This is a genomic window from Vibrio sp. 1CM24A, assembly GCF_023161725.1.
Classification (GTDB): domain Bacteria; phylum Pseudomonadota; class Gammaproteobacteria; order Enterobacterales; family Vibrionaceae; genus Vibrio; species Vibrio coralliirubri.
This window is the reverse complement of the sequence record NZ_JALNTS010000002.1, coordinates 272,839-296,675: the sequence shown is the minus strand read 5'-3', so window position 1 is coordinate 296,675 and position 23,837 is coordinate 272,839. Positions and strand designations below refer to the sequence as shown.

The following is a 23,837-nucleotide window of genomic DNA, read 5'->3' as shown; positions in this document are numbered from 1 at the left end:
ATGAATAAAGTAGAGTTTAGGTAAACCATCACGCTGGCTTATGTATAGATCAACAAGCCGAAGATCAGATTACCTAAGCAAAAAACTTATTTACCGAGCTTTTCAGCAATTTCCGTTAAGCTGGTAGGATCGTCAATCGTCGAAGGCACCACATATTGTTCACCTTCTGCGATCTGCCGGATGGTTCTGCGTAAAATTTTGCCTGAGCGTGTCTTAGGTAGTCTCTCTACAACCAAGGCTTGCTTAAAACAAGCGACCGCGCCAATCTCATTACGAACCTTGCCAACCAACTCCCTTTGCAACTCAATGCCATCGACTTTTACGCCATCTTTCAGCACAACTAAACCAAGAGGTAGCTGCCCTTTTAAGTCATCGTGAATACCGACTACCGCACATTCTGCAATGGCTGGGTGACCACCCACGATCTCTTCCATTTCTCCCGTCGACAGACGATGCCCCGCTACATTTATCACATCATCAATACGACCCATGATAAATAGATACCCATCTTCATCGAGATAGCCGCCATCACCCGAAACGTAATAGCCTGGGAATTGGCTCAGATAGCCAGATTCAAATCGATCATGATTACGCCAAACTGTTGGTAGACAACCGGGTGGCAACGGGCGTTTAAGAGCCACAAAACCTTGTTGATTAGGCTGAGCTACTTCACCGAGTTCATTGAGGATCTCCACTTGGTAACCGGGTACTGGCTTGGTTGAAGAACCCGCTTTTACAGGCAAAGATTCAAGCCCTGTTGGATTGGCAGAAATAGCCCAACCCGTTTCGGTTTGCCACCAGTGGTCGATAACCGGTTTATTGGTATGAGATTCGACCCAATCCAATGTTGGCGGGTCCAAGCGCTCGCCAGCCATGAAAATCGACTTGAGCGATGATAAGTCATACTTGGTGAGCAACTCGCCTTCAGGATCTTCTTTCTTAATTGCTCTAAACGCGGTTGGCGCAGAAAACAATACATCGACGTTGTACTCTTCACACACACGCCAGAATGCGCCGGGATCTGGCGTTCGTACTGGCTTGCCTTCAAACAAAATGGTCGTACAGCCATGAATCAATGGCGCATACACAATGTAGGAATGCCCCACTACCCAGCCGACATCAGAAGCTGCCCAAAACACACCATCTTGCGGCATATCGTAAATAGTGCTCATCGAGTATTTCATCGCGACCGCGTGACCACCATTGTCACGAACCACGCCTTTTGGCTTACCCGTCGTCCCTGATGTATACAATATATATAGTGGGTCAGTCGCTAGAACAGGCACACATACGTGAGGCAAAGCATCCTCAACCGCTTGTTGCCAAAGTACATCGCGTTCATTGTTCAATTCGGCTAGAGACTGCTCTCTTTGGAATACCACCACTTTCTCAGGCTTCCAGCGGCTGTCCATGATCGCCCTGTCGACCATCGGCTTATATGGCAGGACTTTATTTATCTCGACACCACAGGAGGCAGTAATCAACACTTTCGGCTCGGCATCTTCAATTCGAACGGCAAGCTCATGAGGAGCAAAACCACCAAACACCACCGAATGCACCGCGCCTAGTCGAGCGCAAGCCAGCATGGCCATAGCAGCTTCGGGAATCATTGGCATATAAATCACCACACGATCGCCTTTGGTCACGCCCTGTGTTGCCAACATCCCTGCGACTTTAGCCACTTGGTCACGCAATTGATTGTAAGTGTACGAGGATTGAGTTCCTGTAACTGGAGAGTCGTAAATCAGCGCAGTATTGTCACCTCGCCCATTTTCACAATGATAATCCAGCGCCAGCCAGCAGGTGTTCATCACCCCATCAGGAAACCAGCGTTCAATGCCATTCTCATCAGTTTGTAAAATTGTTTTTGGTGACTCAAACCAATCGATCGCTTGTGATTGTGTTTCCCAAAACGAATTTGGGTCTTCCCTCGCCCATTGATACTCGGTGATGTAATCTGTTTTTCTAGTCGTTCGATTCGTAGCAGACATAGTGCCTCCTCCATGATTTATCCATTAGTCCAAGCGCCTAGCTTTTGGCCGTTCACTTGGGTGCACTCTTTTCTCAGCGTTGTGTTCGTGAGCATCTAACCGTTCCCGACAATCGCTTTACTTAGGAAAAGGCACACGGATGGCACCTTCCATGATCACTCGGGCACTACGACTCATTATCGCCCGTTCTATTTTCCACCCACTTTCGGTCTGGAGCGCTTTCGCACCTACCTTTAAGGTTCCTGACGGGTGTCCAAAGGTCACAAAATCTCGATAACCCTCACCGGCTGCCAAGTTCACTAAGGTGCCTGGTACACTTGCCGCTGAAGCAATGGCGACCGCAGCCGTACCCATCATGGCGTGGTGCAATTGCCCCATAGACAAAGCTCGTACCAGAAGATCAGTATCTTCAACAGCAACCGCTTTACCACTTGAGGCTTGGTAAGCTTGAGGCTTAGCAACAAACGCGACTTTAGGAGTGTGTTGGCGTGATTCTGCTTGCTCTAGGGAATCAATAAGTCCCATCGCAACCGCACCATGTGCTCGGATGGATTCAAACAGAGCCAAGGCTTTGGTATCACTATTGATATCTGATTGAAGTTCAGTGCCTTGGTAACCAACCGATTCAGCATCAACAAAAATGGTGGGTATCCCAGCATTAATGTATGTCGCTTTGATGCAACCCAGATCGGGAACATCTAAAAAATCGACAACATTCCCTGTTGGGAACATAGAGCCACTCGCATCGGCGGGGTCTAGAAAATCGACTTGGATTTCAGCAGCGGGGAAAGTGACACCATCGAGTTCAAAGTCACCTAACTCTTGGACTTCACCTTTAACGATGGGCACGTGAACAATGATGGTTTTCTCTATGTTCACTTGCCATACTCGCACCTCGACCACGCCGTTTTCTGGAATACGATTCGAATCGACGAGGCCACTATGAATAGCAAATGGGCCCACTGCAGCAGACAAATTGCCGCAGTTACCGCTCCAATCAACGAACGGCTTATCTATTGCCACTTGACCAAAGAGGTAATCAACATCGTGATCGGCTTTACTGCTTTTCGAAACAATAACGGTTTTACTGGTGCTGGATGTTGCACCACCCATACCATCGGTTTGCTTGCCATAAGGATCCGGGCTGCCAATCACACGCAGAAGTAATGCGTCTCGAGCTTCTCCGGCGACTTGCGCAGCTTCAGGTAAGTCCTCCAGATTGAAGAATACCCCTTTACTGGTACCTCCACGCATATAGGTTGCAGGTACTTTGATCTGTTTAGGGTTCATAACCAGCTCCTACTGTGCGAGAAAGTCTTTAGCAAAACGCTGCAACACACCACCAGCACTATACACATTCACTTCGTCCGCGGTGTCTAGTCGGCAGGTCACAGGAACATCCAGCTTTTCACCGTTTTTACGAGTGATGACTAGAGCCAAATCAGAACCTGCTTCAATGTCGCCGTACACGTCGTAAAGCTCGGTGCCATCCAACTCTAAGGTATTGCGATTCGTTCCTACTTTGAACTGCAGAGGTAATACACCCATGCCAACCAAGTTAGTTCTGTGGATTCGTTCAAACCCTTCTGCCACAATCACTTCAACACCCGCTAATCGCACCCCTTTGGCTGCCCAGTCACGTGATGAACCTTGTCCGTAATCCGCGCCAGCAACGACAATCAAGGGTTGCTTGCGATTCATGTAGGTTTCTATCGCTTCCCACATTCGCGTAACCTGTCCTTCTGGCTCAACTCGTGCTAATGAACCTTGCACGACTTCTCCAGCGTCCTTCACCATTTCGTTAAACAGCTTAGGGTTGGCGAATGTTGCTCGTTGCGCGGTTAAGTGATCGCCTCGATGGGTCGCGTAAGAGTTAAAGTCCTCTTCCGGCACTTCCATTTTGGTGAGGTATTCCCCCGCAGCGCTCGAAGCGAGAATCGCATTTGAAGGGGATAAGTGATCTGTGGTGATGTTGTCACCCAGAATCGCTAAAGGTCTCATACCAGAAAGGCTTCGTTCTCCCGCAAGAGCCCCTTCCCAATAAGGTGGCCTGCGAATATAGGTACTTTGAGGTCGCCAGTCATAAAGCGGTTCAGTCGTTACCTGATCCTCGTCTGGTTGGAACATTTTTACGTAGATTTGTTGGAACTGCTGAGGCTTAACATGCTCGCCGACAACCGCATCGATTTCCGCATCACTCGGCCATAAATCACTTAAGTAGATTGGCTTGCCGTTGCTGTCAGTGCCTAAGCTGTCTTTCTCGATATCAAAGCGAATCGTGCCTGCCAAGGCGTAAGCAACCACCAATGGCGGTGAGGCTAAAAACGCTTGTTTTGCATAAGGATGGATTCGACCATCGAAGTTTCGATTCCCTGACAACACAGCGGTTGAATACAGGTCGCGGTCGATGATCTCTTGTTGGATTTTAGGATCCAACGCCCCACTCATTCCGTTACAGGTAGTACACGCATAACCTACGATACCGAAGCCTAATTGTTCCAGCTCAGGTAGCAAACCTGCCGACTCAAGATAGAGCTTGGCAACTTTAGAGCCCGGCGCAAATGACGTTTTCACCCATGGCTTACGAACTAATCCAAGTTGATTGGCTTTCTTTGCCACCAATGCTGCGGCGACTACATTTCTTGGATTACTGGTATTCGTACATGAGGTAATTGCTGCGATGATCACCGCACCATCAGGCATCTGATTATCGCTGTACTGCTTAGCATGCTGCTCTTTCCAAGATGTTTGACTGATACCTTGTTCAGCCAGCTCTCTGGTTGGCAAACGACGATGTGGGTTAGACGGCCCTGCAAGATTGCGCTCAACCTTCGACAGATCAAACTCTAATACACGTTCGTATTGAGCAGAGTCTAGATCGTCAGCCCATAGCCCGGTTTGCTTGGCGTAGCGTTCAACTAATTCAACCTGCTCCGGCTCTCGCCCTGTCAGCTTGAGGTATTGAATGGTCTGTTCATCGATGTAAAACATACCGGCTGTTGCGCCATACTCTGGAGTCATGTTAGAGATGGTTGCGCGGTCACCAATAGTCAGTGCACGAGCCCCTTCACCGAAGAATTCCAAATAGCTTGAGACCACTCTCTGATTACGAAGAAACTCAGTAATCGCAAGCACAATATCCGTTGCGGTTATCCCTTCTTGTCGTTGACCCGTCAGTTTAACGCCCACGATGTCTGGCAAGCGCATCATAGACGGACGACCGAGCATCACAGTCTCAGCTTCCAAACCACCTACACCTATTGCAATAACACCCAGAGCATCAACATGAGGAGTATGACTGTCGGTGCCGACACAAGTATCAGGGAAAGCGATACCTTCTTTGGATTGAATAACCGGAGACATTTTCTCCAAGTTAATCTGGTGCATGATCCCGTTCCCCGCAGGAATCACACTCACGTTTTTAAACGCGGTTTTACACCATTCAATAAAATGAAAACGGTCTTCGTTTCTGCGTTCTTCAATCGCACGGTTTTTATCAAACGCTTCGTTATCAAACCCGGCATGTTCCACTGCCAAAGAGTGATCAACAATCAGTTGAGTTTCGACCACTGGGTTCACCTTGGCAGGGTCTCCGCCTTGCTCGGCAATCGCATCGCGTAAGCCAGCTAAATCAACTAAAGCGGTCTGACCAAGAATGTCATGACACACCACTCGCGCAGGATACCAGGGAAAATCTAAGTCGCTCTTGCGTTCAATGATCTGTTTTAAGCTGTCTTCAAGGGTTTCAGGATCACAGCGTCTTACTAATTGTTCCGCCAACACTCGCGAAGTATAAGGCAAGGTTTTATAAGCGCCCGGGGATAGTGCTTCTACCGCTTCGCAAGCATCGAAATACTCTAAATGGGTTCCGGGTAAAAGTTTCCGGTACTGATTTTTATCAAGGTACTGAGCTTGTTCAAGTTTTACATCAGACATACATCCACCATTATCTGTTAAATTCTATTCGTTGGTTCTCGAGGTCTTATCACATGAAGACAAAGTCACCTCGAGATATAAGTAGGTTCGATATAGAGGACTAACGTAAATGGATTGGTAGCCAGTCTTGATGCTCTGGCCCGGTGTAGTCTGCACTTGGACGAATAATTCGATTGTTTTCTCTTTGCTCGAATACGTGTGCCGTCCAACCCGTAAGGCGGCTCATCACGAAGATAGGAGTAAACAATTTGGTTGGGATGTCCATGAAGTGGTAAGCCGATGCATGGAAGAAGTCCGCATTACAGAACAGCCCTTTCTCGCGCTTCATTACCGCTTCAACACGCTCAGAAACGGCGTAAAGCTGTTCATCTCCCACCTCTTGAGCTAGCTCTTTTGACCAACGCTTGATTAGAGCATTTCGCGGGTCGCTTTCACGATAAATGGCATGACCGAAGCCCATGATTTTGTCTTTGTTAGCAAGCATCTGCATGATGTTAGTTTCTGCTTCATCAGCGGTTTGCCAATCTTGGATCATTTCCATCGCCGCTTCATTTGCACCGCCATGTAAAGGACCTCTCAACGTACCAATCGCTGCGGTGACACACGAATGGATATCAGACAGAGTTGATGCACACACACGAGCGGCAAAGGTTGAAGCATTAAACTCGTGTTCCGCGTAAAGCGTGAGCGAGCAGTGCATTACCTTCTTATGGAGTTCACTTGGCGCTTTATCCGTTAGCATTTTCAAGAAGTAGCCACCTAAACACTCTTCACTTTGATCTTCAGTATCAATTCGCACACCATCATGGCTAAAGCGGTACCAATAACAAATAATGGCAGGGAAAAGCGCAAGCATGCGTTCGGTCGCAGACAGTTGTTCAGAGAAGTCAGATTCTTGCTCTAAATTACCTAGCACTGAACAACCCGTTCTCATCACATCCATAGGATGAGCATCTGCAGGGATAAGCTCTAGTGCTGCTTTCAAAGGTTGAGGTAAACCACGCAGGCCAACTAACAATGTTTTGTAATCGTCTAACTCTTTTTCACTTGGCAAATGGCCTCTTAGTAACAGATGCGCCACTTCTTCGAACTGAGCATGATTAGCAAGATCAGTAATATCATAACCACGGTAGGTTAAACCGGTTCCTGATTTTCCGACCGTACATAGCGCCGTTGTTCCCGCACTCTGGCCACGAAGACCAGCACCACCGATTGCAGGTGCGCTAGCTGGTTTGCTTTCGGGTTTTTCGCTTTGTTGTTGGCTTTCTGTTGAAGCCTTTTCGACAGCTGCTTTATCACTCAAAGATACAGACATGGTGAACTCCTTTTCTGTGTTAGTCGCCTGCACTCTTTGGTGCTGCCTGTTTATGTGTCCGGTGATCTTTATCATCGGTACTGGATATGGCGACTAACCATTTCACGTTATTGGATTAAGTTGATTTTTGATTAATTGAAACCGGTTTACTCTTCGCTTGAAAACAACTGATCAAGCTTGTTCTCGTAGTCGTGGTAATTCAGGTGTTCGTAAAGCTCTTTACGGGTTTGCATTGAATCCAACAGAGCTTCTTGATTGCCTTCAACTAACAAGTGCTTGTAAACATTCTCCGCCGCTTTATTCATCGCGCGGAATGCACTCAATGGGTAAAGCACCATGTCGACACTTGATTGGGCTAACTCGTTACAGTTGTAGAGTGGTGTTTGGCCAAACTCAGTAATGTTGGCCAAGATAGGTACGTGTTTACCCGTTGCTGATTTCAGCGCTGCCGAGAACTTCACGTATTGATCGAGTTGATTCATCGCCTCAGGGAAAATCATGTCTGCGCCCGCTTCAACACACGCAATAGCTCGTTCAATCGCACTATCAATGCCTTCAACCGCCAATGCATCCGTACGCGCCATAATCACAAAGCTGTCATCGGTTCTAGCATCGGTTGCCGCTTTCACTCTATCGACCATCTCTTGCTGACTAACAATCGCTTTGTTTGGTCGATGACCACAGCGTTTCTGAGCGACTTGGTCTTCCATATGAATAGCAGCCGCGCCCGCCTTCTCCATCGCGCGAATCGTACGCGCAATATTGAACGCGCCGCCAAAACCTGTGTCGATATCTACCAGCAAGGGCAAATCACACGCATTGGTAATACGTTCAACATCTACCAATACATCGTTCAATGTCGTAATACCTAAATCAGGCAAGCCATAAGACGCATTGGCGATGCCTCCGCCAGACAAATAAATCGCCTGATGACCCAAGTTCTTTGCCATCATCGCGCAATACGGATTCACCGTACCGACGATCTGCAATGGATCGTTGTCTTGCACAGCTTGTCGGAACTTAGCTCCTGCTGATAACTTCATAATGACGCTCCTTGTTAATTGTTAATTTCTAATCTTTATGACTAATGATGTTTAGCTCTCGCCAGCGAAGAACCGCTGGCAAATACCAGTCGCCAGTTAATCAAGATCTTTGGATTGAATTTGTTGCTCTATAAGCAATCGGCTACCCGAGATGTGTCTTCGCATTAGCATTTCTGCTAGCTCTTCATCACGGTTGCGAATCGCTTGTAAAATGTATTTATGTTCATCAAGCGCCTCTTTTGGTCGAGACTGTGCTCTAGGCGATTGGTAGCGGTACATGCGTAATAGGTGATAAAGCTCGTCACACAACAGAGAAATCAATTTGCTGTTACGACTCGCTTTGATAATGCGGTAATGAAAATCGAAATCCCCATGTTGATGGAAGTAAGATGAACCTTCGACTTCATCGATATGTTTAGAATGTGTCGACAATAATCCTTCAAGCCCGATAAGCTCTTCTTGTGTGATATGTCGCGCTGCTAAGCGAGCCGCCATGCCTTCCAATGCCTCTCGCACCGCGTACAACTCGAGTAGTTTGTCTGCAGAAAAAGTAATAACTCGAGCGCCGACATGAGGAATTCGCTCAATAAGCCCTAGCCCTTCAACACGCATTATCGCTTCACGTAGTGGACCTCGACTTACCTCAAAGCGTTTAGCCAGTTCGGGTTCCGAGATCTTACTGCCCGGTGGTAATTCACCGTTAACAATCGCCTCAACGAGATACTCAGTGAGGTTTTCTGATTTAGTGTTCTCTTTATCGCTCACACGTGTCTTCGTGTTTGCATTTAAGCTGAGATCTTTTATCGCAGTATTCATATTCACGCTGCTCACTTCTGATTGCTGAACCTTAGTTGTCAACAATTTCATAACATGAACATAAAATACACGAACAAATTGTCGACAATCAAGCCAATTGTCGACAATTTAGACTAAGGTAGTACTTTTTACAGACGATAAAAACTCATCCAAAAGGACACAAAAAATAATTTAACCATTTGTTATTTAGAGATTTAAACAGATTAACAACCACCAACCCGATACCTACTCTAAAATTATTTGAAATCGATGTGTCGACAACTTATAGCCGAACTTGTCAAACGCAGCCCCCCTTTGTATCTATCCGCCAGCTCACCGATAAACAGATATAAAAAAGGCGCACTCATGTGCGCCTTTCATTCATAGAGCCTGTTCTAACAAGCCACTTTACTCAAGCAATCTGACGAGTGACTTCGAGGTATTTGTTGATATCGACAAAATCAATTTGTTCCGGCTTCAAATACTCTTCTGCATAACGCAGGTGAGTACCGCTGGTTAAGAACAATCTAAACAGCTCGATATCGAGATGCTCATCTAATGCCATTTTGTACATGATGTCGACAGCAACACTGATTGGCTTCGCCTTCTTATAAGGCCTATCCGCAGCGGTCAACGCCTCAAAAATATCGGAGATCACCAGAATACGTTCTGGGATTGAAAGGTCATCACCAGTCAGTTTCCTTGGGTATCCCGTACCTTTGAGTGTTTCATGATGCGTCGAAGCATAGCGAGGAACACGGCTTAGCTCTTTCGGGAATGGCAGATTCTCAAGCATCTTAATTGTTCCCAGCATGTGCTCGTTTATCTTGAATCTGTCTTCTGCAGTCAACGTGCCGCGTGCAATACTCAGATTGTAGACTTCGCCTAGGTTGTATAAGTGCTCAGGTACATCCATTTTGATTTGATGTTTCGGGTCAAACTCTAACAGTCTATCTCTTTTCACTATATGCTCTGCTTTATCACTTAACAGTGGCTCTGTCGCAGGTAAGCTCGAACTCGGTTCTCGATTTAACGCCTCTACCGGCGATAAACCAAGTTGATCATCAAAGTTACGTGTCCAAGTCGTCTCAGCTATCGAGCGAATGCGAGCAACTTTGTCATCACTCATGAATTCACCACCAACGTTCGATGTCGCGATAAAAGCAAAATCATCTTGTAGCTGTTGTTTGGTTGTCGCAAGCTCATCGGAAATTTGCTGCGTTGTTAGCGTACCTTCAAGTTGCTTTCTCAAAGCGGTGATTTCCGCATCACGCCAAAGTACTTCAAATCGAGTTCTGACCTCGTGAATTCGGTTGTAGTTCGCTTCTAGCTTCGTACCTTTATCGACGATGTGTTCAGGTGTCGTGATCTTGCCACAATCATGGAGCCAAGCCGCAATTCTGAACTCACGACGTTCATCGTCATTTTCAAATTTAAAATCTTTAAAGTAGTCTGATTGAGACTTTTCAGCCGCTTCTGCCAACATCAAACCGAGCTCAGGCACACGGTTACAATGCCCTGCGGTGTAAGCAGACTTGTCATCGATGGCTTGCGCGATAAGTTTAATAAAGGATTCGACGAAGGCTTCCTGCGTTTGTTCGTGCTGCTTTATTTCAGCAGCCATGTCTTTAACCGCTACGGATAGATCCCATACTTCTTTAATGCGAGTATCAAGCACCTTCACGCTATCATAATCGCGCTGTTTCACTTTGTTGGTTTCAGCTTCAAGTTGACGTATCGGTCGAACAATCGGCGCACCAAAGATCCACGCAACAGGCAAAGTAAGGCTCATTAACAGAACTGTCACACCGATCGAAGTCGCAACTCTCTTATTAACTGCGCTGTATATTTCAGCTTCGGGGATGGCTACCGCAAAGTATTCTGAGTAATGCTCCCCCGTATCGATCTTCTTCAAATATAGATGTTTAAGTTCACCATTGAGGTTTAGCTCAACCATCTCACCTTCAACAGTCGCTGTTGCCGTTTTTTCATAGAGCTCTGTGTAAGGAATCGTCGTACCAGCATTCAAAGCATGATGATCAAACCACTTTTGAGCTAACGCTATTTTCTGTTCATCAGTAAGCGACTGGATAGCTTGGTTGATGATAGGTAACAGCTGTTGGTGTTTATTCTGCAAAACGATATGGAATTGATTAGGATAGTCTGTTTTGAGATCAAGGAGCGCTTCACTTACTTTCAAGTTCTGATGGAAGAACTTATCCAATGAAAATGACAGTACAGGCTTAACATCAATTACCGCAAAAACCTCTTCGTTGTCGACAGCGTCTAGCGCTGCCTCAATATCCGTAAACTCCAAAAGCCTAATATTTGGGAAGTCAGACCTTAATTTCGGTGTAATTGACCATCCAGATAAAATGGCGACGCTCTTGCCATCAAGCTCTTGGTAGTTAATTACGTCTAGAGCATCACGTTTCGTGACTACAGCAAACGGTAGTCCATAAATCGGGTCAGTGTATAAACCGCTAATACCGTTGCTTTCGTAATTCTGAATAGAGTGCAAACCATCGATGCTTCCCTCATGAAACTTGCCCGTTAGCTCTGCCCACGAAAAGCCATTAACAAACTCGAATTTAACGCCACTCATTTCACTGATCATTTTCAGAAGATCAATCGCATAACCGTGTGGCTGTCCGGATACTGCAAAATCCATTGGCCCCCAATCGCTTTGGTTAGAGAGTAACAAAGGAGGCGTGTTCTCAATGACAGCTTGTTGCTGAGCAGACCAATCGATTTTACTTGTCTGAGGGAGTGCATGTTTCGCTTCAGTGTCTCGATTAGACGCAATGATATTGCCCGATTTAGAGTACAGAAATGACTCAACCTGACTGTCTTCATCTAAACCTAACGCACTCGCAGATAACTTACTCGCTAACGAAGACAACACGATATCAATGCCGATTACATGTTGCGTGTCAGCAACGGCCTTTGATTCAAAAGCTAAGGAATAAGTTTGTCCCGTGATCTGAAGGTGTTGGAAAAGATAAGGCTGTGTTTTTTCAACTGTCTCAGTATTCGCGGAAACATACCAAGGTCGTGTCGTGGGAAAGTAATTGCTTGGCTCAGTCTTTGAGTCTCTGAGGTTAAACTCAAGGTCGTAATACTTAGTCGTGCGGATACGACCTGCTTCCCTGTCGCTTATCTCGATCACCACCCAACGGTCTGAGCGATCGGCACCAATTTTTTCTCTAACAAAAGGAGAAGATTCCAGATTGATAATTTGGAAGAAGCGTTCGTTAGAAGAGCCTATATAAATACTGTAAAAAAGAGGGTTATCTTTTATCGCTTCTGAGAGAATCCCACGCGACTCTTCGCGAGAGATTTGATGACTAATAGAGCGATGCACTGAAGAGAGTAAGCGAGCGGTATTTATCGCATCTGAATCGACGTTGCCGATATAGTCGCTTAAATCCTGAGATACCATGGTCAACTTCGACAAGGTATGCTCAGTCGCCATTTTCTTACTGAAGTAGTATTGAAGTGAAACCGCGACGATCGCCGTCAGCACTGTCGCAAGTAAAAACATCCCTCCAACGGTAAACCGCAACGAGATTTTTGTGTTTGCCATTATTCTATCCTTGAATAACCACTAGCCCAGAAATGTAACATGCTAGCAATATTTATATTATTACTACGGCATACTATCTCTAGCAACACATTATTCTATATATTATTCAAGATCTCCCTATATCCCCTTCTACGTCGCAATATCATTGTATTTAAATGACATTTAACAATATAAATCAGCTGCCAATTACCATAATTAATTTAATGGTATTAGTTTTCATAAAATGGAAACACCTCACGCCTTTATTGTCAGGCTTATTATATTATTTACTTTATGCTATAAATTTAGATATAAAATTTTAACATTAAGTCAGTTCGTTAGTATCGACATAACCTTATGTCAGAACATCTTCGAGCATTATCAGGCGAGCCTATGACGGATAATTTCTCCCCTTCTGCCAGCACTATTGTGGCAAAAGATTCTAAAAGCAACGAGCATGCAGTCAGCGATTTTGCAATTTCTGAGTACTTATCGAAGCCTTTTAAAATCGAACTAACCATCATCTCAAAAAACTTTGTCATCGATGATCAATTGGGGCAAAAGCTCTCTATCACCCGCTTCGTTAATGACACCGATAATTTGACCGCTACGCGAGTATTCAACGGTATTGTTACCCAGGTTCAATTACTGGGTATGGACGGTAACCTGCAGTACTCTAGTTACCGCGTCACTCTAAGACCTTGGTTCTGGTTACTGAAGCACACCCACTCTTTCCGCGTTTATCAAAACCAATCAACGAAAGACATCGTTTCAGACGTATTGACCCAAGCTGGCTTCAGTGGCTCATATAAGACGGGCACCATGCCTTCGTCTAAACGCGAATATTGCGTTCAATACGATGAAAGCGACTTTGATTTCGTAACCCGATTGCTTGCAGAAGAAGGCGTTCACTACTTTTTCCAACACAGCGATTCCGACCATCTAATGATGCTGCAAGATGCGCAAAGCCCCTTTCAAAAATCGGATGCTGGCAAGCTAGACATGATTGAGGTCCCATCAGGCAGCAATCCATTAATCAACAAATGGATGCCACAGGGGCAATTTCATGGTGCTAGCATTGAGCTAACCAACTACGACTACTCACAAACCAAATTGGTGAGCAGTAAAGAGAAGAAATCCAGCCATAAGATCGCCAACAATACCAAATTGACCAAGCAGTTTTACCCTAACCTTGGTATCACTGGTGGGATGGAAGATCTCGCTAGCAACCTAGTCAAAAGGCGAATAGAGCAGCTTGAACAAAGTTATCAAACCGTTGAAGCCGAAGCTCAACACGATTCATTTGAATTAGGCACTTGGTTCTCATTATCTTCCCATTTAGATAAGTCTCAACTCGGCGATTATCTGGTCACAGAACTTCACATTCGATACAACACAGATAATCACTGTGAGACCAAACTTACCCTACTCGATACGTCGATTCCTAATTACCCGTCACCGAGAGACAAAGCCAAAATCCACGGTCTGCAAAGTGCGATTGTCGCAGGCAGTACGGCGGGTGAAATCAATCAAGACGATCAAGGCCGCGTGCGCATTCAATTTCATTGGGATACCGAAGCCTCTGGCGACAAAACAAGTTGCTATGTGCGTGTCGCTCAGATGATGGCAGGCAGCGGTTACGGTGCTCAGTTTATTCCGAGAGTCGGACAAGAGGTATTAGTCAGCTTCATTGATGGCGACCCTGACCAACCGATTATCACAGGAAGCGTTTATAACAGTAAAAATCCGCTACCTTACAAAGAGGCGAACGCCACGAAAACAGGCATTAGCACCAAATTAAGTGGCTTAGCGAATGAGCTCTATTTCGATGACAAGAAAGATAATGAGCTGTTGTATATGCATGCGACCAAAGATTTCACCAAAGAAGTCGAGAACAATCTGACTGAAACGATCAAAGGTGAGCTGATTCAGAAAACCACCAAGCAAGTGACCGTTTCAACAGAAGATAACTACACGCTTAGCTCGGATAAAGCGATCAGTGAGAAAGGCAAATCCATTTCACTTGAAGCCGATGACAAGATAGAGCTGACCGTTGGCTCAAGTAAGATCACCATGTCTTCATCTTCCATCAGTATCGAAGCCAGTAACATTGATATTAAAGCGAGCAGCGCACTCAACCTCGAAGGGATGAACGTGACCAGCAAGGCTACATCTGCAAACAAGATTTCAGGCGTTACCACGGCTCTAGAAGCAACGAGCTCCAACAGCATTAAAGGCCTCAGTGTCGCGATTAAAGCCGATACCACCCTCTCAGCAGAAGGTTCATTAAGTGCTGAGTTTAAATCCGGCCTCAAAGGCACTTTCGATGGTGGCGTGATGGGTGAGTTAAAAGGTGCGATTGTTAAGGTGAATTAGCGAGTTCAAATCGCCAGCACTTAAACCACGCCGCAGTACAAATTTAGGTAGAACAAAAACATGTATAAAAAGATTCCGTATCAGACAGGCCGACAGTTACTCGATAGGTTCTCAAGCTCTGATGAAGCTCAAGCGCTGATCGATGAAGAACTTAATATTGATGACTCCATTGAAGCGTTGTTGGAAAACGAGCTCTATTTCGATTTAGTTCAGTTTCTGGCTCACGGGCTACCGGTTCGAGAGGCCATTTGGTGGGGCACGCACACGCTCGATGCGAGAAATGACGTCTGGTCTGCAATGCAAAAGCAATGTATTTCCACAGCTAAAGCGTGGGTCAAATCGCCATCAGAAGAGCAAAGGCGCAAGAGTGAACTATTCTCTAATAAGCTCAAATTAAATTGCGGGCCTTCTTGGTTAGCTCAAGCGGTATTTTGGAATGGTTCTGGCAGCATTGTGGCACCTGATTTACCCAATGTACTTCCAGACCCTTTTCTGTATTCGAAAGCTGTAGCAGGCGCGATAAACCACTCCGCAGCACTGCCCAATTGGGATAAAACCGACGAGTACTATAAGAAATCTATTGGAATTGCCCTTGAGCTTGCCAAAGGCAGTAAGGCATAGGAGTTACTGATGACGTTAGCCGCACGATTAACTGACATGCACGTTTGCCCAATGCAGACACCCGCTGTTCCGCCGATCCCTCACGTAGGTGGGCCAATCAGTGGGCCCGGAGTACCAACAGTTCTCATTGGCAATATGCCAGCCGCGACGCTTGGGGATATGTGCGTATGTGTCGGGCCTCCTGATAGCATCATCAAAGGCAGTGCCACTGTGCTCATAATGAGTAAACCAGCAGCACGCATGGGAGATACAACCAGCCACGGCGGTACGATTGTTCTAGGTATGCCAACTGTGATGATTGGAGGTTAAATACCTTACTTTTCATAGGGTTTCAAAAAAACCGTGACATCGGTCCACTTTCTTAGATGAAGTTCAAAGTTTTGAGTAAATATCTATTTTGCATGAGACTTTTCACGAAAAAGCTCTAGAATTAATAAATGTTAACAAGTGTTTACGAAACATAAGGATTATGTATCAAATATGACACTTTGGTGCGATCAGGATAACAATAGATTTTTACAGGATGTATATGACAGAAATCGCTCGCCTACTTGTTCCAATCTCGGATGAAGAGCCTTCAGGCTCTTATTTGAAGTTAGATCGAAGTGCCTATCGCAGTTTGAGAAACGTTTACAATAGCGCTCAATCCTCATTTCGACAGTTGGTTGAAACGCCTGATGCATCGTCTGATCCCGCAATCGTCGATGCCAATACAGACAACTGGGCTGAATTAAGAAAGATTTCAGAAGAAACGCTGACCTCACAGTCCAAAGACTTAGAGATATTAGGTTGGTACATCACAAGCCAACTTTTTACTTCTCAACCATTTCACAACCTTGCGAATGCTATCCCGGCTTTAAACCTTTTCATCGACCAATTTTGGGATACGCTAAACCCTATGCTTCCGGAAGCTAAACTCAAAGCTTCTGACGATGCAGGGAAAGCAAAGGAAATCACTGAATTTAAAACTAAACCCCTACTTCAACTCGTTGGTGAGTCTGTTGATTCAAGCTCCGTTTATATTCCTTTTCAAATGCTTGATTTTTGCGCGGGCGTTACTTTTGGTGATTACCTCACTGCTGAGCGTAAAGGCAATATCGCAGAGCTAAAAGAATCAGCGTTAGGCTCATTTGATGGAAGTGTTTCAGAAACACTCTATCTACTTGCGAGTATTTTTAGTGAATTAGAGATTGCAGAGAAAAACTTAGCTGAAAAATGCCAATCTGTTGGTGCGACCGTAATCAGCTTCAACTTCATTAAGACAAACGTACGTGACTTAATTAAAGCGATACATTTCCTTGTTGGAGAAAAATTCACTCCTTGGCCGTTGGATGACAACTTCCACGTTATCCAAAATTCAACAGAAGCACCTCAGCAAGAAGATTCGATACATTCGGCATCCCAGCAAGCAAGTGATACCCCTATTAATTCAAGTTTAACTACTGAAACAAGCCAAAACTCAGGGGCAACTAACCAGGTAAATCAAGGTAACGGAAGCGTGGCTAGTGACGGACAAGCACTAAGCAACCTTGCCTCTCAAAACCAAACTCAAACGATTGTTCAAAACGTCTCGAGCATCAACGGCATTGTTAATCGCGATCATGCGTTTCAAGAAATTAGAAAAATCGCAGAGTACTTTAAAGAAACAGAGCCTCATAGCCCTATTGCATTCTTACTCGAACGTTCAATTCGTTGGGGCTACATGAGCTTCCCAGAGTTACTCCAAGAAATGGTTGGCAATGAAAGTGTCATCGCCCAAATCAATCAAATGACAGGAATGGACAACCTAGACAAAACCGATTTGTCCGGAAAGTCCGTTCCAGTAATGACTTCCGCTCCGGAAAGAACTCCGGTAGCAACACCGACTATTGAAGAGCCAGCGGCAGTATCGCCAGTTCCTGATAGTTCAAATAGTACGACAGATACAATCCAAACATCTGAACCGACTTCCAACTCATCATCGAGCAGCCTGCAAGATTTTGAGTGGTAAAGCACATTAATGCGTTGAGCAAGGAGAAAGTAATGGCTTCTATTTTTATGAGAATTGATGGTACGACACCAAAAGGTGCAGCAACGGTAGAAAAGATCGGGGGTAAAGATGGATTCTTTGCACTTGATAGCGTTTCTTGGAGTGCAGTACGTGGTGTTGGTATCGATGTAGGTAATGCAAACAATGCGGACCAAGGTATGGTTGCTCTTGGTGAAGTCAACATGACTCGTGGCTGTGATGGTGCAACACCTCATCTAACCACTTTCTTATATGCGCCGGGTCCAGAAGGTCGCACTGTTGAAATCGTTATGACAAAACCAAACCGTGAAGGTTCTGGTGCTGATCCATATCTGATTCTAACGCTTAAGATGGCTCGTATGTCTAGCTACAACATGTCTGGCACAGACGGTTCACTTCCAAGCGAGTCTTTCAGCCTAACCTACACAGAAATTTCTAAGGCTTACTACATTGAAGCTGACGGCGGTAAGATCGAGAAAGGCCCTGAGGTTGGCTTCGATGCTACTACAGCTAAAGTTACTTCAACTGCTAAGTAATTAAACAAGGAGAGTTACCGTGGCACTAAATTCCCAACATAAACGCGTAAGTAAGAACCGCGTAAGTATTACCTATGACGTTGAGACTAATGGCGCTGTAGAAACCAAAGAGCTCCCTTTTGTTGTTGGGGTTATTGGTGACTACTCAGGCCATAAGCAAGACAAAGAAGAAGTGGAAGATCGTACCTTCTATAACGTTGATAAAGACAACTTCGACACTGTAATGAAGCGTGTTGGCCCTGAATTATCCCTAAAAGTAGACAATGTACTTGCCGGTGATGACAGCCAGTTTGAAGCGAGCCTTAAGTTTGACTCGATGAAAGACTTCGAACCTGAAGCAATTATTGAACAGGTTGAACCGCTTAAAAAACTCGTCGAAACCCGTAATCAACTGAAGGTACTTCTTTCTAAAGCTGATCGTTCCCGCGATCTAGAAAAGCTGCTTAAAGAAGTTCTACAAAGTGCAGATACGATTAATGCTCTTTCTTATGAGCTTGGCATTAAAGAAGAAGGAGCTGAGTAATGAGTACTGAAACTGAGAATCAAGCGCAACCGGAAGCAGCGGAAAGCTCACTGAGCTTCCTAGACCGTGCGATTGAAGCAACCACTCAAACTCCTGCAGACACGACAAAAGAACTGTTTTCTGTACTTACAGAGCAAGCTCTTTCTGGCACCGTGACGTGGGATAAGAACGTTACAAAAACAATTGAAAACGCAATCTCAGAGATAGACAAGAAGCTATCTCAACAGTTATCTGAAGTCATGCAACAAAAAGACTTACAGAAGCTTGAAGGCTCTTGGCGTGGTCTACAAAAACTCGTTAAAGAGAGCGAACTTGGTCGTGATCTAAAGATCAAAATGGTCGATTACACTCAAGAAGAGCTGCTTGATCAATTTGAAGATGCACCAGCGATTGACCGTAGCCCGTTATTCAATGCGGTTTACCAAGGTGAGTTTGGTACCGCAGGTGGTGAACCTTACGGCACATTCATCGGTGATTACGAGTTTAGCGCGAAAGATGAAGATGTTGCCCTACTTCGCTACATGGGTGAAGTTGCTGCAGCGTGTCACGCACCATTCGTGGCCGCTGCCAATGCTGAGATGTTCGAGTTTAATGACTTCCAAACATTCTCTGAAGGCAAGCCTGTTGCTGCAGGTTTCGACTCTCCTGCTTATGCTGCATGGAATTCATTCCGTGAGAGTGATGACGCTCGCTACGTAACTCTAACACTGCCACGAACTCTTGCTCGCTTACCTTATGGTGACAAAGGTTTGAGTACTGATGTCTTCGCTTATGAAGAGCTTGGTACTGATATGGATGGCAATCCTAAACCAACCAGCAATGATCAGTTAGTTTGGTCTAATGCAGCGTATGATCTGGGTCTTAAAATGACTCAAGCTTACACGGCTTCAGGTTGGTGTACTTCTATTCGCGGTCTGGATAACGGTGGTAAGGTCGAGAACCTTCCAAACCTAACGTACAAGTCTGAAGCGGGCGACCTACTTCAGCAGTGTCCAACAGAAGTTAACCTAACGGATGAGCGTGAAAAAGAGCTTTCTGACCTTGGTTTCCTTCCTTTGGTTCACTACAAAAGCTCTAACTACGCTGTGTTCATTGGTGGTCAAACAACTCAGAAGCCTAAAACCTTCACTGACCCAGATGCAACAGCAAACGCGGCAATTTCAGCTCGTCTGCCTTACATCATGGCAAGTAGCCGTATCGCCCACTACCTGAAAGTAATGGGTCGCGACAAGTTAGGCTCGAATCTTGAAGCTCCGGATATCAAACGAGAGCTACAACTATGGATCGACCAATACACCAACGCGGGTGCCATTGGTAATGAGCAACGTGCAAAAACCCCTCTTTGTGAATCTCGCATTGAAGTGGTCGAGCAACCGGGTAAGCCAGGCGCATACTCAGCTGTCGCTCATCTAAGACCTTGGTTACAACTTGAAGAACTGACGACCTCAGTTCGAATGGTTGCTAAGATTCCAGGCTAATATGGATTTGGCCGGAGTAATCCGGCCAAAAGTTTTGTATGAAGTTAAATACAGAATGGCAAAACAGATTCAATCAATTAGATGACACAGATAATACCTTTATGAAAGAGGCTTTATCTCTGTTATCTGAGCTAGACAAACACTCCTTAAGCTCTAAATCCTCACTAATTTCATTGATATCAACACTTATATCAACAATCGATTCCAAACTCAGTTTACAGCTTGATGAAGTCCTCCATGAACCAGAGTTTCAAAAACTGGAACGTAACTGGTTAAGCCTTCAGCAGCTTGTTTCCCTGCCCGTCAGTTACCAAAGAGCGCATGTAAAACTGCTCGATATGAACTGGGCGGAGATATCTAGCGACGTCAATCAAGCCTATTCAACCAAATCCAGTGACTTGTATAACAAGATCGGCAATAACGAACTGAATACCTTAGGTGGCCACCCTTTTGGTTGCGTCACCTTTAGTCACCCTATTTCTATGGACATCGATTTTGACGCCGATTACGACGATCTGTTTACCGTAGAACTGTTAGGTAAATTAGGCGAAGCAACACTCTGCCCTATGCTGTTTTCTCCCGTATCAACCTTCTTTGGTGAAAGCGGCGCCGATTGGTTATCTGATATCGAACGTATCAATAAGATCCTTTCCGGCCCCGACTTTAAAGCGTGGCAGGATTTACGCAGTAAGCCGAGCTCTCGCTTTATTGGCATGGCGCTACCACAAATCCGCCTGAGAGACGCATACAAGAATCGACGCGCTGGCTTCATTTACAACGAGCAAGGTCAAGGAGCTTGGGGACTAGCCAATATGGTACTGGCTACCACTATCATGCGAGAGTTTCACCGCGTGAACTGGTTTGGCTTCCTAAAATCCCGTTGGAACGACAAGCTGCAAGGTGCCGTCGTTAACCTACCAACCAATCACTATTTCGACAGTCACCTGCAAAAACCAGTGACGGATATCAGCTTGTTCGGCCAACTGTCGAACTTCTACGCTCAAAGCGGCTTTATCCCATTAGCGAAAAGCCCTTTGACCGACAAGTTTTACTTCAATGGTAACAACTCAATTTGGCAGTGCGGACAAAACGACAATGACAAAGTGCTCACGCAGATTCAAACCACACTGATGTCTTGCCGAATTGCTCATTACCTAAAGGTTCAAGTAAGAGAGATGATCGGCAGCTTCAACAACGCGACCGAGTGTGAGCTGTTTTTGACCCATTGGATTGAAAAGTTCTCGAGTAACGTTTCATTTGCAAATGAGGAAACATTATCCAAATACCCACTCAGCTTCGCCAAAGTGAGTGTGACGGAATCGAGTTCTCAAGCTGGCAGCTTCGCTTGTACTTTGCGCATTGTTCCTCAATACCAATTTGACTACTTCAGTGGTGAAGTTGTGCTGACCACCGACCTAAATGAGGTGGCCTGATGAGCTTTTGGAAGACCTTTATCAGTGATTCAAAGCCCTATCAGGATGCTGAGATTGAAGACATTAAGTTCCATCTCACCAAGCTCCTTGAAGCAGAGGCATCATTGACAGATATCGATAACCGACTGATAGAAGTCAACCGCTCGAACTTAAAGTTTGGTATCGAAGATATTCAATTGCTGAGTGCCACTCTAGAAAAAACACAACTGACTCTACGTATTGAGACGTGGATAAAAAGCTTTGAGCCACGACTCCATAACATCTCGGTAGAGCTTGGAGAGCGCAAAGAGGGTGACAACTCACTATCGTTCAACATCATCGCCAAGGTTAAGACAAGTCATGGCGAACAAGACCTTATCTTTGACTCCAAAATCGCATTAAGTGACCTAACAACCTCATTAGAAGAAGATAACTATGACTGAACCTATTATGCGTTACTTCGAGCAAGAGCTGGCTTTTGTGCGCCGTTCATTAGGTCAGTTCGGTCAGGAGTACCCGACGCACGCTGAGAAGCTCAATATTCATCAGGGGAAGATTGAAGACCCTAGCATGGCTCGTCTATTAGATGGCGTCGCACTATTGAATGCTAAGGTAGAAAAGAAACTATCAGAGCAGTTACCTGAAGTCATCGAAGGTATACTAGGAGTGCTCTATCCTTCTTATATACAAACCGTTCCTAGCGTTGCTTATCTTGAGTTACTCGCAGAAGAAGGCCCGATTGAATCGAGTACTTTGCCAAAGGGTTCGCTTTTCTCAAGTACAAACACCAAAAACGAATGTCTATTTAGAACGGTTGATGAACTCAAAATAGCGCCGTTTAGCTTAGGTAACATCAAAGCGCTAAGCGCCCCGTTTAGCTTCAATAGACCCAAATCGGCGAATCAAAGCTCAGCGGTCGTTCAGATCTCACTGAACACCGGCGACCCCGAAGTGCATTTCAGCCACTTAGAACTGAATGACCTCGACTTTTTCGTCAAAGGGTTTGAAAACAATGCGGACTCTCTAGTCGAACTTCTTCTCAATAACACCTTAGCGATTTCTATCTCAGACAACGAATGCGCTCGACATGTCACCATTGACAGCCACCAGCTTAAAAATCGAATCAGCGATCTCGAGTTTAAGTTTTTACCTGAGCATGGTAATCAATTCACGGGCTACCAACTGATTAACGAGTTTTTCTTTTTCAAAGAGAAGCGACAGTTCTTTAGGCTTAAGAACTTTGCAGATTACGCAGGCCAATTTGATGAATCGGAGATCATCATTAACTTGTTCATGTCGTCATTGCCATCCGAATTTATCCGCCTATTCAATAAAGATGTTTTCAAGTTAAACGTAATGCCAGCGATTAACTTGTTTGAGCAGACAGGCGAACCTATTGCGTACGATCACAGAACCCTTTCAGTTCCTGTGAATGCCGACGCGCATAGTGACAATAATATTGAAATCATCGAAATTCAGAAGGTGTACGAAATCACACCTAACGGTGAAATACCGTTAGTTCCTCTTTTTAAAGAGAAATACACCCACAATCAGCAATATGACTACTGGCAAAGTAAACACAATCACTTTGGTGAAATGAGCATCGCAATCTCGCTATCTGAAGCGCCAGAGGCTGAATTTAGTAAGCTACTTGGTACTCACTTGTTGTGTACAAATGGCAAGCAAGCGTGTGGCGTAAGCGGTACTTTGGAATGCCTGGAGAGTATTGATTTGCCCGGCGATTTTTCGCCTATTTATCCTCCTTCGGCACCCATTACAAAGGAAGTCGACCAAAATATCCATTGGGAATTCATTAGCTTACTGAACACCAACTTTTCATCACTGGTACAGTCTAGTAATCCGGTTGCTGACCTCAAGCATATGTTGAGTTTGTGCAGTCGAGAACAAGTATCGAGCGCTGAAATTCAAATGATTCACTCGATCACGTTTAACTCTCAAGTGTCTGCGATTCGCGTTCTAGGCAAAAATGTATTCTCTCCAGGAACCGAGATTGAACTCACACTCGATGCAACCTCGCCCTACTTGGCGTTTGCCGACGTGTTAAATCGCTTCTTCCAACAGTTTTGTAGTTTTGATCGATATATACAACTCAAGATCCGAATCTACGGACGAGATGGTGTCGTTAAAAAGTACCCTAAGATTCACGGTAGTCAATTGTGCTTATAACTCAGCGAATATCGGCAATGATGCGAACTGAAAATAACCAGAGCTTAGGCT

The 23,837-nt window shown here is 45.2% G+C and carries 17 protein-coding genes; 10 read left to right on the top strand and 7 right to left on the bottom strand.

Going from position 1 to position 23,837, the window contains the following annotated elements:
• Positions 1 to 86: 86 nt before the first annotated feature.
• From MSG38_RS05200 to MSG38_RS05170, 7 genes are all read right to left on the bottom strand, one after another.
• Positions 87 to 1,991, bottom strand: a complete 1,905-nt coding sequence (locus MSG38_RS05200) for a propionyl-CoA synthetase (RefSeq protein ID WP_248401209.1) — start codon at positions 1,989 to 1,991, stop codon at positions 87 to 89.
• A gap of 117 nt (positions 1,992 to 2,108) precedes the next feature.
• Positions 2,109 to 3,281, bottom strand: a complete 1,173-nt coding sequence (gene prpF / locus MSG38_RS05195) for a 2-methylaconitate cis-trans isomerase PrpF (RefSeq protein ID WP_248401208.1) — start codon at positions 3,279 to 3,281, stop codon at positions 2,109 to 2,111.
• A gap of 9 nt (positions 3,282 to 3,290) precedes the next feature.
• A complete protein-coding gene (gene acnD / locus MSG38_RS05190; RefSeq protein ID WP_248401207.1) occupies positions 3,291 to 5,927 on the bottom strand; it encodes a Fe/S-dependent 2-methylisocitrate dehydratase AcnD in 2,637 nt (878 codons plus the stop codon).
• 100 nt (positions 5,928 to 6,027) lie between these two features.
• Complete coding sequence (prpC, locus tag MSG38_RS05185) at positions 6,028 to 7,242, bottom strand: 2-methylcitrate synthase (protein ID WP_248401206.1); 1,215 nt, start codon at positions 7,240 to 7,242, stop codon at positions 6,028 to 6,030.
• Positions 7,243 to 7,388: 146 nt separating this feature from the next.
• Positions 7,389 to 8,285, bottom strand: a complete 897-nt coding sequence (gene prpB / locus MSG38_RS05180; RefSeq protein ID WP_048616363.1) for a methylisocitrate lyase — start codon at positions 8,283 to 8,285, stop codon at positions 7,389 to 7,391.
• A gap of 96 nt (positions 8,286 to 8,381) precedes the next feature.
• Entirely contained in the window at positions 8,382 to 9,101 is a 720-nt protein-coding gene (locus tag MSG38_RS05175) for a GntR family transcriptional regulator (RefSeq protein ID WP_248401471.1), read from the bottom strand.
• Between the two features lie 391 nt (positions 9,102 to 9,492).
• Complete coding sequence (locus MSG38_RS05170) at positions 9,493 to 12,666, bottom strand: HD domain-containing phosphohydrolase (RefSeq protein ID WP_248401205.1); 3,174 nt, start codon at positions 12,664 to 12,666, stop codon at positions 9,493 to 9,495.
• 372 nt (positions 12,667 to 13,038) lie between these two features.
• Here MSG38_RS05170 and tssI point away from each other — a divergent pair, with 372 nt between their 5' ends.
• From tssI to tssF, 10 genes are all read left to right on the top strand, one after another.
• On the top strand, positions 13,039 to 15,021 hold the full coding sequence (gene tssI / locus MSG38_RS05165; protein WP_050650595.1) for a type VI secretion system tip protein TssI/VgrG: 1,983 nt from the start codon (positions 13,039 to 13,041) through the stop codon (positions 15,019 to 15,021).
• A 60-nt stretch (positions 15,022 to 15,081) separates the two neighbouring features.
• The gene (locus MSG38_RS05160; RefSeq protein WP_248401204.1) at positions 15,082 to 15,642 is read left to right on the top strand and encodes a hypothetical protein; all 561 of its coding nucleotides are present in this window, start codon (positions 15,082 to 15,084) and stop codon (positions 15,640 to 15,642) included.
• A 9-nt stretch (positions 15,643 to 15,651) separates the two neighbouring features.
• Positions 15,652 to 15,951 (top strand): PAAR domain-containing protein, encoded by a 300-nt coding sequence (locus MSG38_RS05155; protein WP_017110734.1) that lies wholly within the window; start codon positions 15,652 to 15,654, stop codon positions 15,949 to 15,951.
• A 220-nt stretch (positions 15,952 to 16,171) separates the two neighbouring features.
• Entirely contained in the window at positions 16,172 to 17,632 is a 1,461-nt protein-coding gene (locus tag MSG38_RS05150; protein ID WP_050650596.1) for a type VI secretion system ImpA family N-terminal domain-containing protein, read from the top strand.
• A 32-nt stretch (positions 17,633 to 17,664) separates the two neighbouring features.
• Positions 17,665 to 18,186: a type VI secretion system tube protein Hcp gene (locus MSG38_RS05145; RefSeq protein WP_017110736.1), complete on the top strand. Its 522-nt coding sequence runs from the start codon at positions 17,665 to 17,667 to the stop codon at positions 18,184 to 18,186.
• A gap of 19 nt (positions 18,187 to 18,205) precedes the next feature.
• Positions 18,206 to 18,709, top strand: a complete 504-nt coding sequence (tssB, locus tag MSG38_RS05140) for a type VI secretion system contractile sheath small subunit (protein WP_248401203.1) — start codon at positions 18,206 to 18,208, stop codon at positions 18,707 to 18,709.
• Positions 18,709 to 20,187 (top strand): type VI secretion system contractile sheath large subunit, encoded by a 1,479-nt coding sequence (gene tssC, locus MSG38_RS05135; RefSeq protein WP_050650597.1) that lies wholly within the window; start codon positions 18,709 to 18,711, stop codon positions 20,185 to 20,187. Before tssB ends, tssC begins: the two co-directional genes overlap by 1 nt.
• Before the next feature lie 38 nt (positions 20,188 to 20,225).
• On the top strand, positions 20,226 to 21,620 hold the full coding sequence (locus tag MSG38_RS05130) for a type VI secretion system contractile sheath large subunit (protein WP_050650598.1): 1,395 nt from the start codon (positions 20,226 to 20,228) through the stop codon (positions 21,618 to 21,620).
• Entirely contained in the window at positions 21,620 to 22,042 is a 423-nt protein-coding gene (gene tssE / locus MSG38_RS05125; protein WP_050650599.1) for a type VI secretion system baseplate subunit TssE, read from the top strand. Before MSG38_RS05130 ends, tssE begins: the two co-directional genes overlap by 1 nt.
• Positions 22,035 to 23,786, top strand: coding sequence for a type VI secretion system baseplate subunit TssF (gene tssF / locus MSG38_RS05120; protein WP_050650600.1), 1,752 nt, complete (start codon positions 22,035 to 22,037; stop codon positions 23,784 to 23,786). The genes tssE and tssF overlap by 8 nt, the downstream gene beginning before the upstream one ends.
• Positions 23,787 to 23,837: the final 51 nt, after the last annotated feature.

Excerpts from the sequence above, each read along its gene's own strand:
- MSG38_RS05200 (WP_248401209.1), bottom strand. The coding sequence starts at position 1,991 with ATGTCTGCTACGAATCGAACGACTAGAAAAACAGATTACATCACCGAG.
- prpF (WP_248401208.1), bottom strand. The coding sequence starts at position 3,281 with ATGAACCCTAAACAGATCAAAGTACCTGCAACCTATATGCGTGGAGGT.
- acnD (WP_248401207.1), bottom strand. The coding sequence starts at position 5,927 with ATGTCTGATGTAAAACTTGAACAAGCTCAGTACCTTGATAAAAATCAG.
- prpC (WP_248401206.1), bottom strand. The coding sequence starts at position 7,242 with ATGTCTGTATCTTTGAGTGATAAAGCAGCTGTCGAAAAGGCTTCAACA.
- prpB (WP_048616363.1), bottom strand. The coding sequence starts at position 8,285 with ATGAAGTTATCAGCAGGAGCTAAGTTCCGACAAGCTGTGCAAGACAAC.
- MSG38_RS05175 (WP_248401471.1), bottom strand. The coding sequence starts at position 9,101 with ATGAATACTGCGATAAAAGATCTCAGCTTAAATGCAAACACGAAGACA.
- MSG38_RS05170 (WP_248401205.1), bottom strand. The coding sequence starts at position 12,666 with ATGGCAAACACAAAAATCTCGTTGCGGTTTACCGTTGGAGGGATGTTT.
- tssI (WP_050650595.1), top strand. The coding sequence starts at position 13,039 with ATGACGGATAATTTCTCCCCTTCTGCCAGCACTATTGTGGCAAAAGAT.
- MSG38_RS05160 (WP_248401204.1), top strand. The coding sequence starts at position 15,082 with ATGTATAAAAAGATTCCGTATCAGACAGGCCGACAGTTACTCGATAGG.
- MSG38_RS05155 (WP_017110734.1), top strand. The coding sequence starts at position 15,652 with ATGACGTTAGCCGCACGATTAACTGACATGCACGTTTGCCCAATGCAG.
- MSG38_RS05150 (WP_050650596.1), top strand. The coding sequence starts at position 16,172 with ATGACAGAAATCGCTCGCCTACTTGTTCCAATCTCGGATGAAGAGCCT.
- MSG38_RS05145 (WP_017110736.1), top strand. The coding sequence starts at position 17,665 with ATGGCTTCTATTTTTATGAGAATTGATGGTACGACACCAAAAGGTGCA.
- tssC (WP_050650597.1), top strand. The coding sequence starts at position 18,709 with ATGAGTACTGAAACTGAGAATCAAGCGCAACCGGAAGCAGCGGAAAGC.
- MSG38_RS05130 (WP_050650598.1), top strand. The coding sequence starts at position 20,226 with ATGAAGTTAAATACAGAATGGCAAAACAGATTCAATCAATTAGATGAC.
- tssE (WP_050650599.1), top strand. The coding sequence starts at position 21,620 with ATGAGCTTTTGGAAGACCTTTATCAGTGATTCAAAGCCCTATCAGGAT.
- tssF (WP_050650600.1), top strand. The coding sequence starts at position 22,035 with ATGACTGAACCTATTATGCGTTACTTCGAGCAAGAGCTGGCTTTTGTG.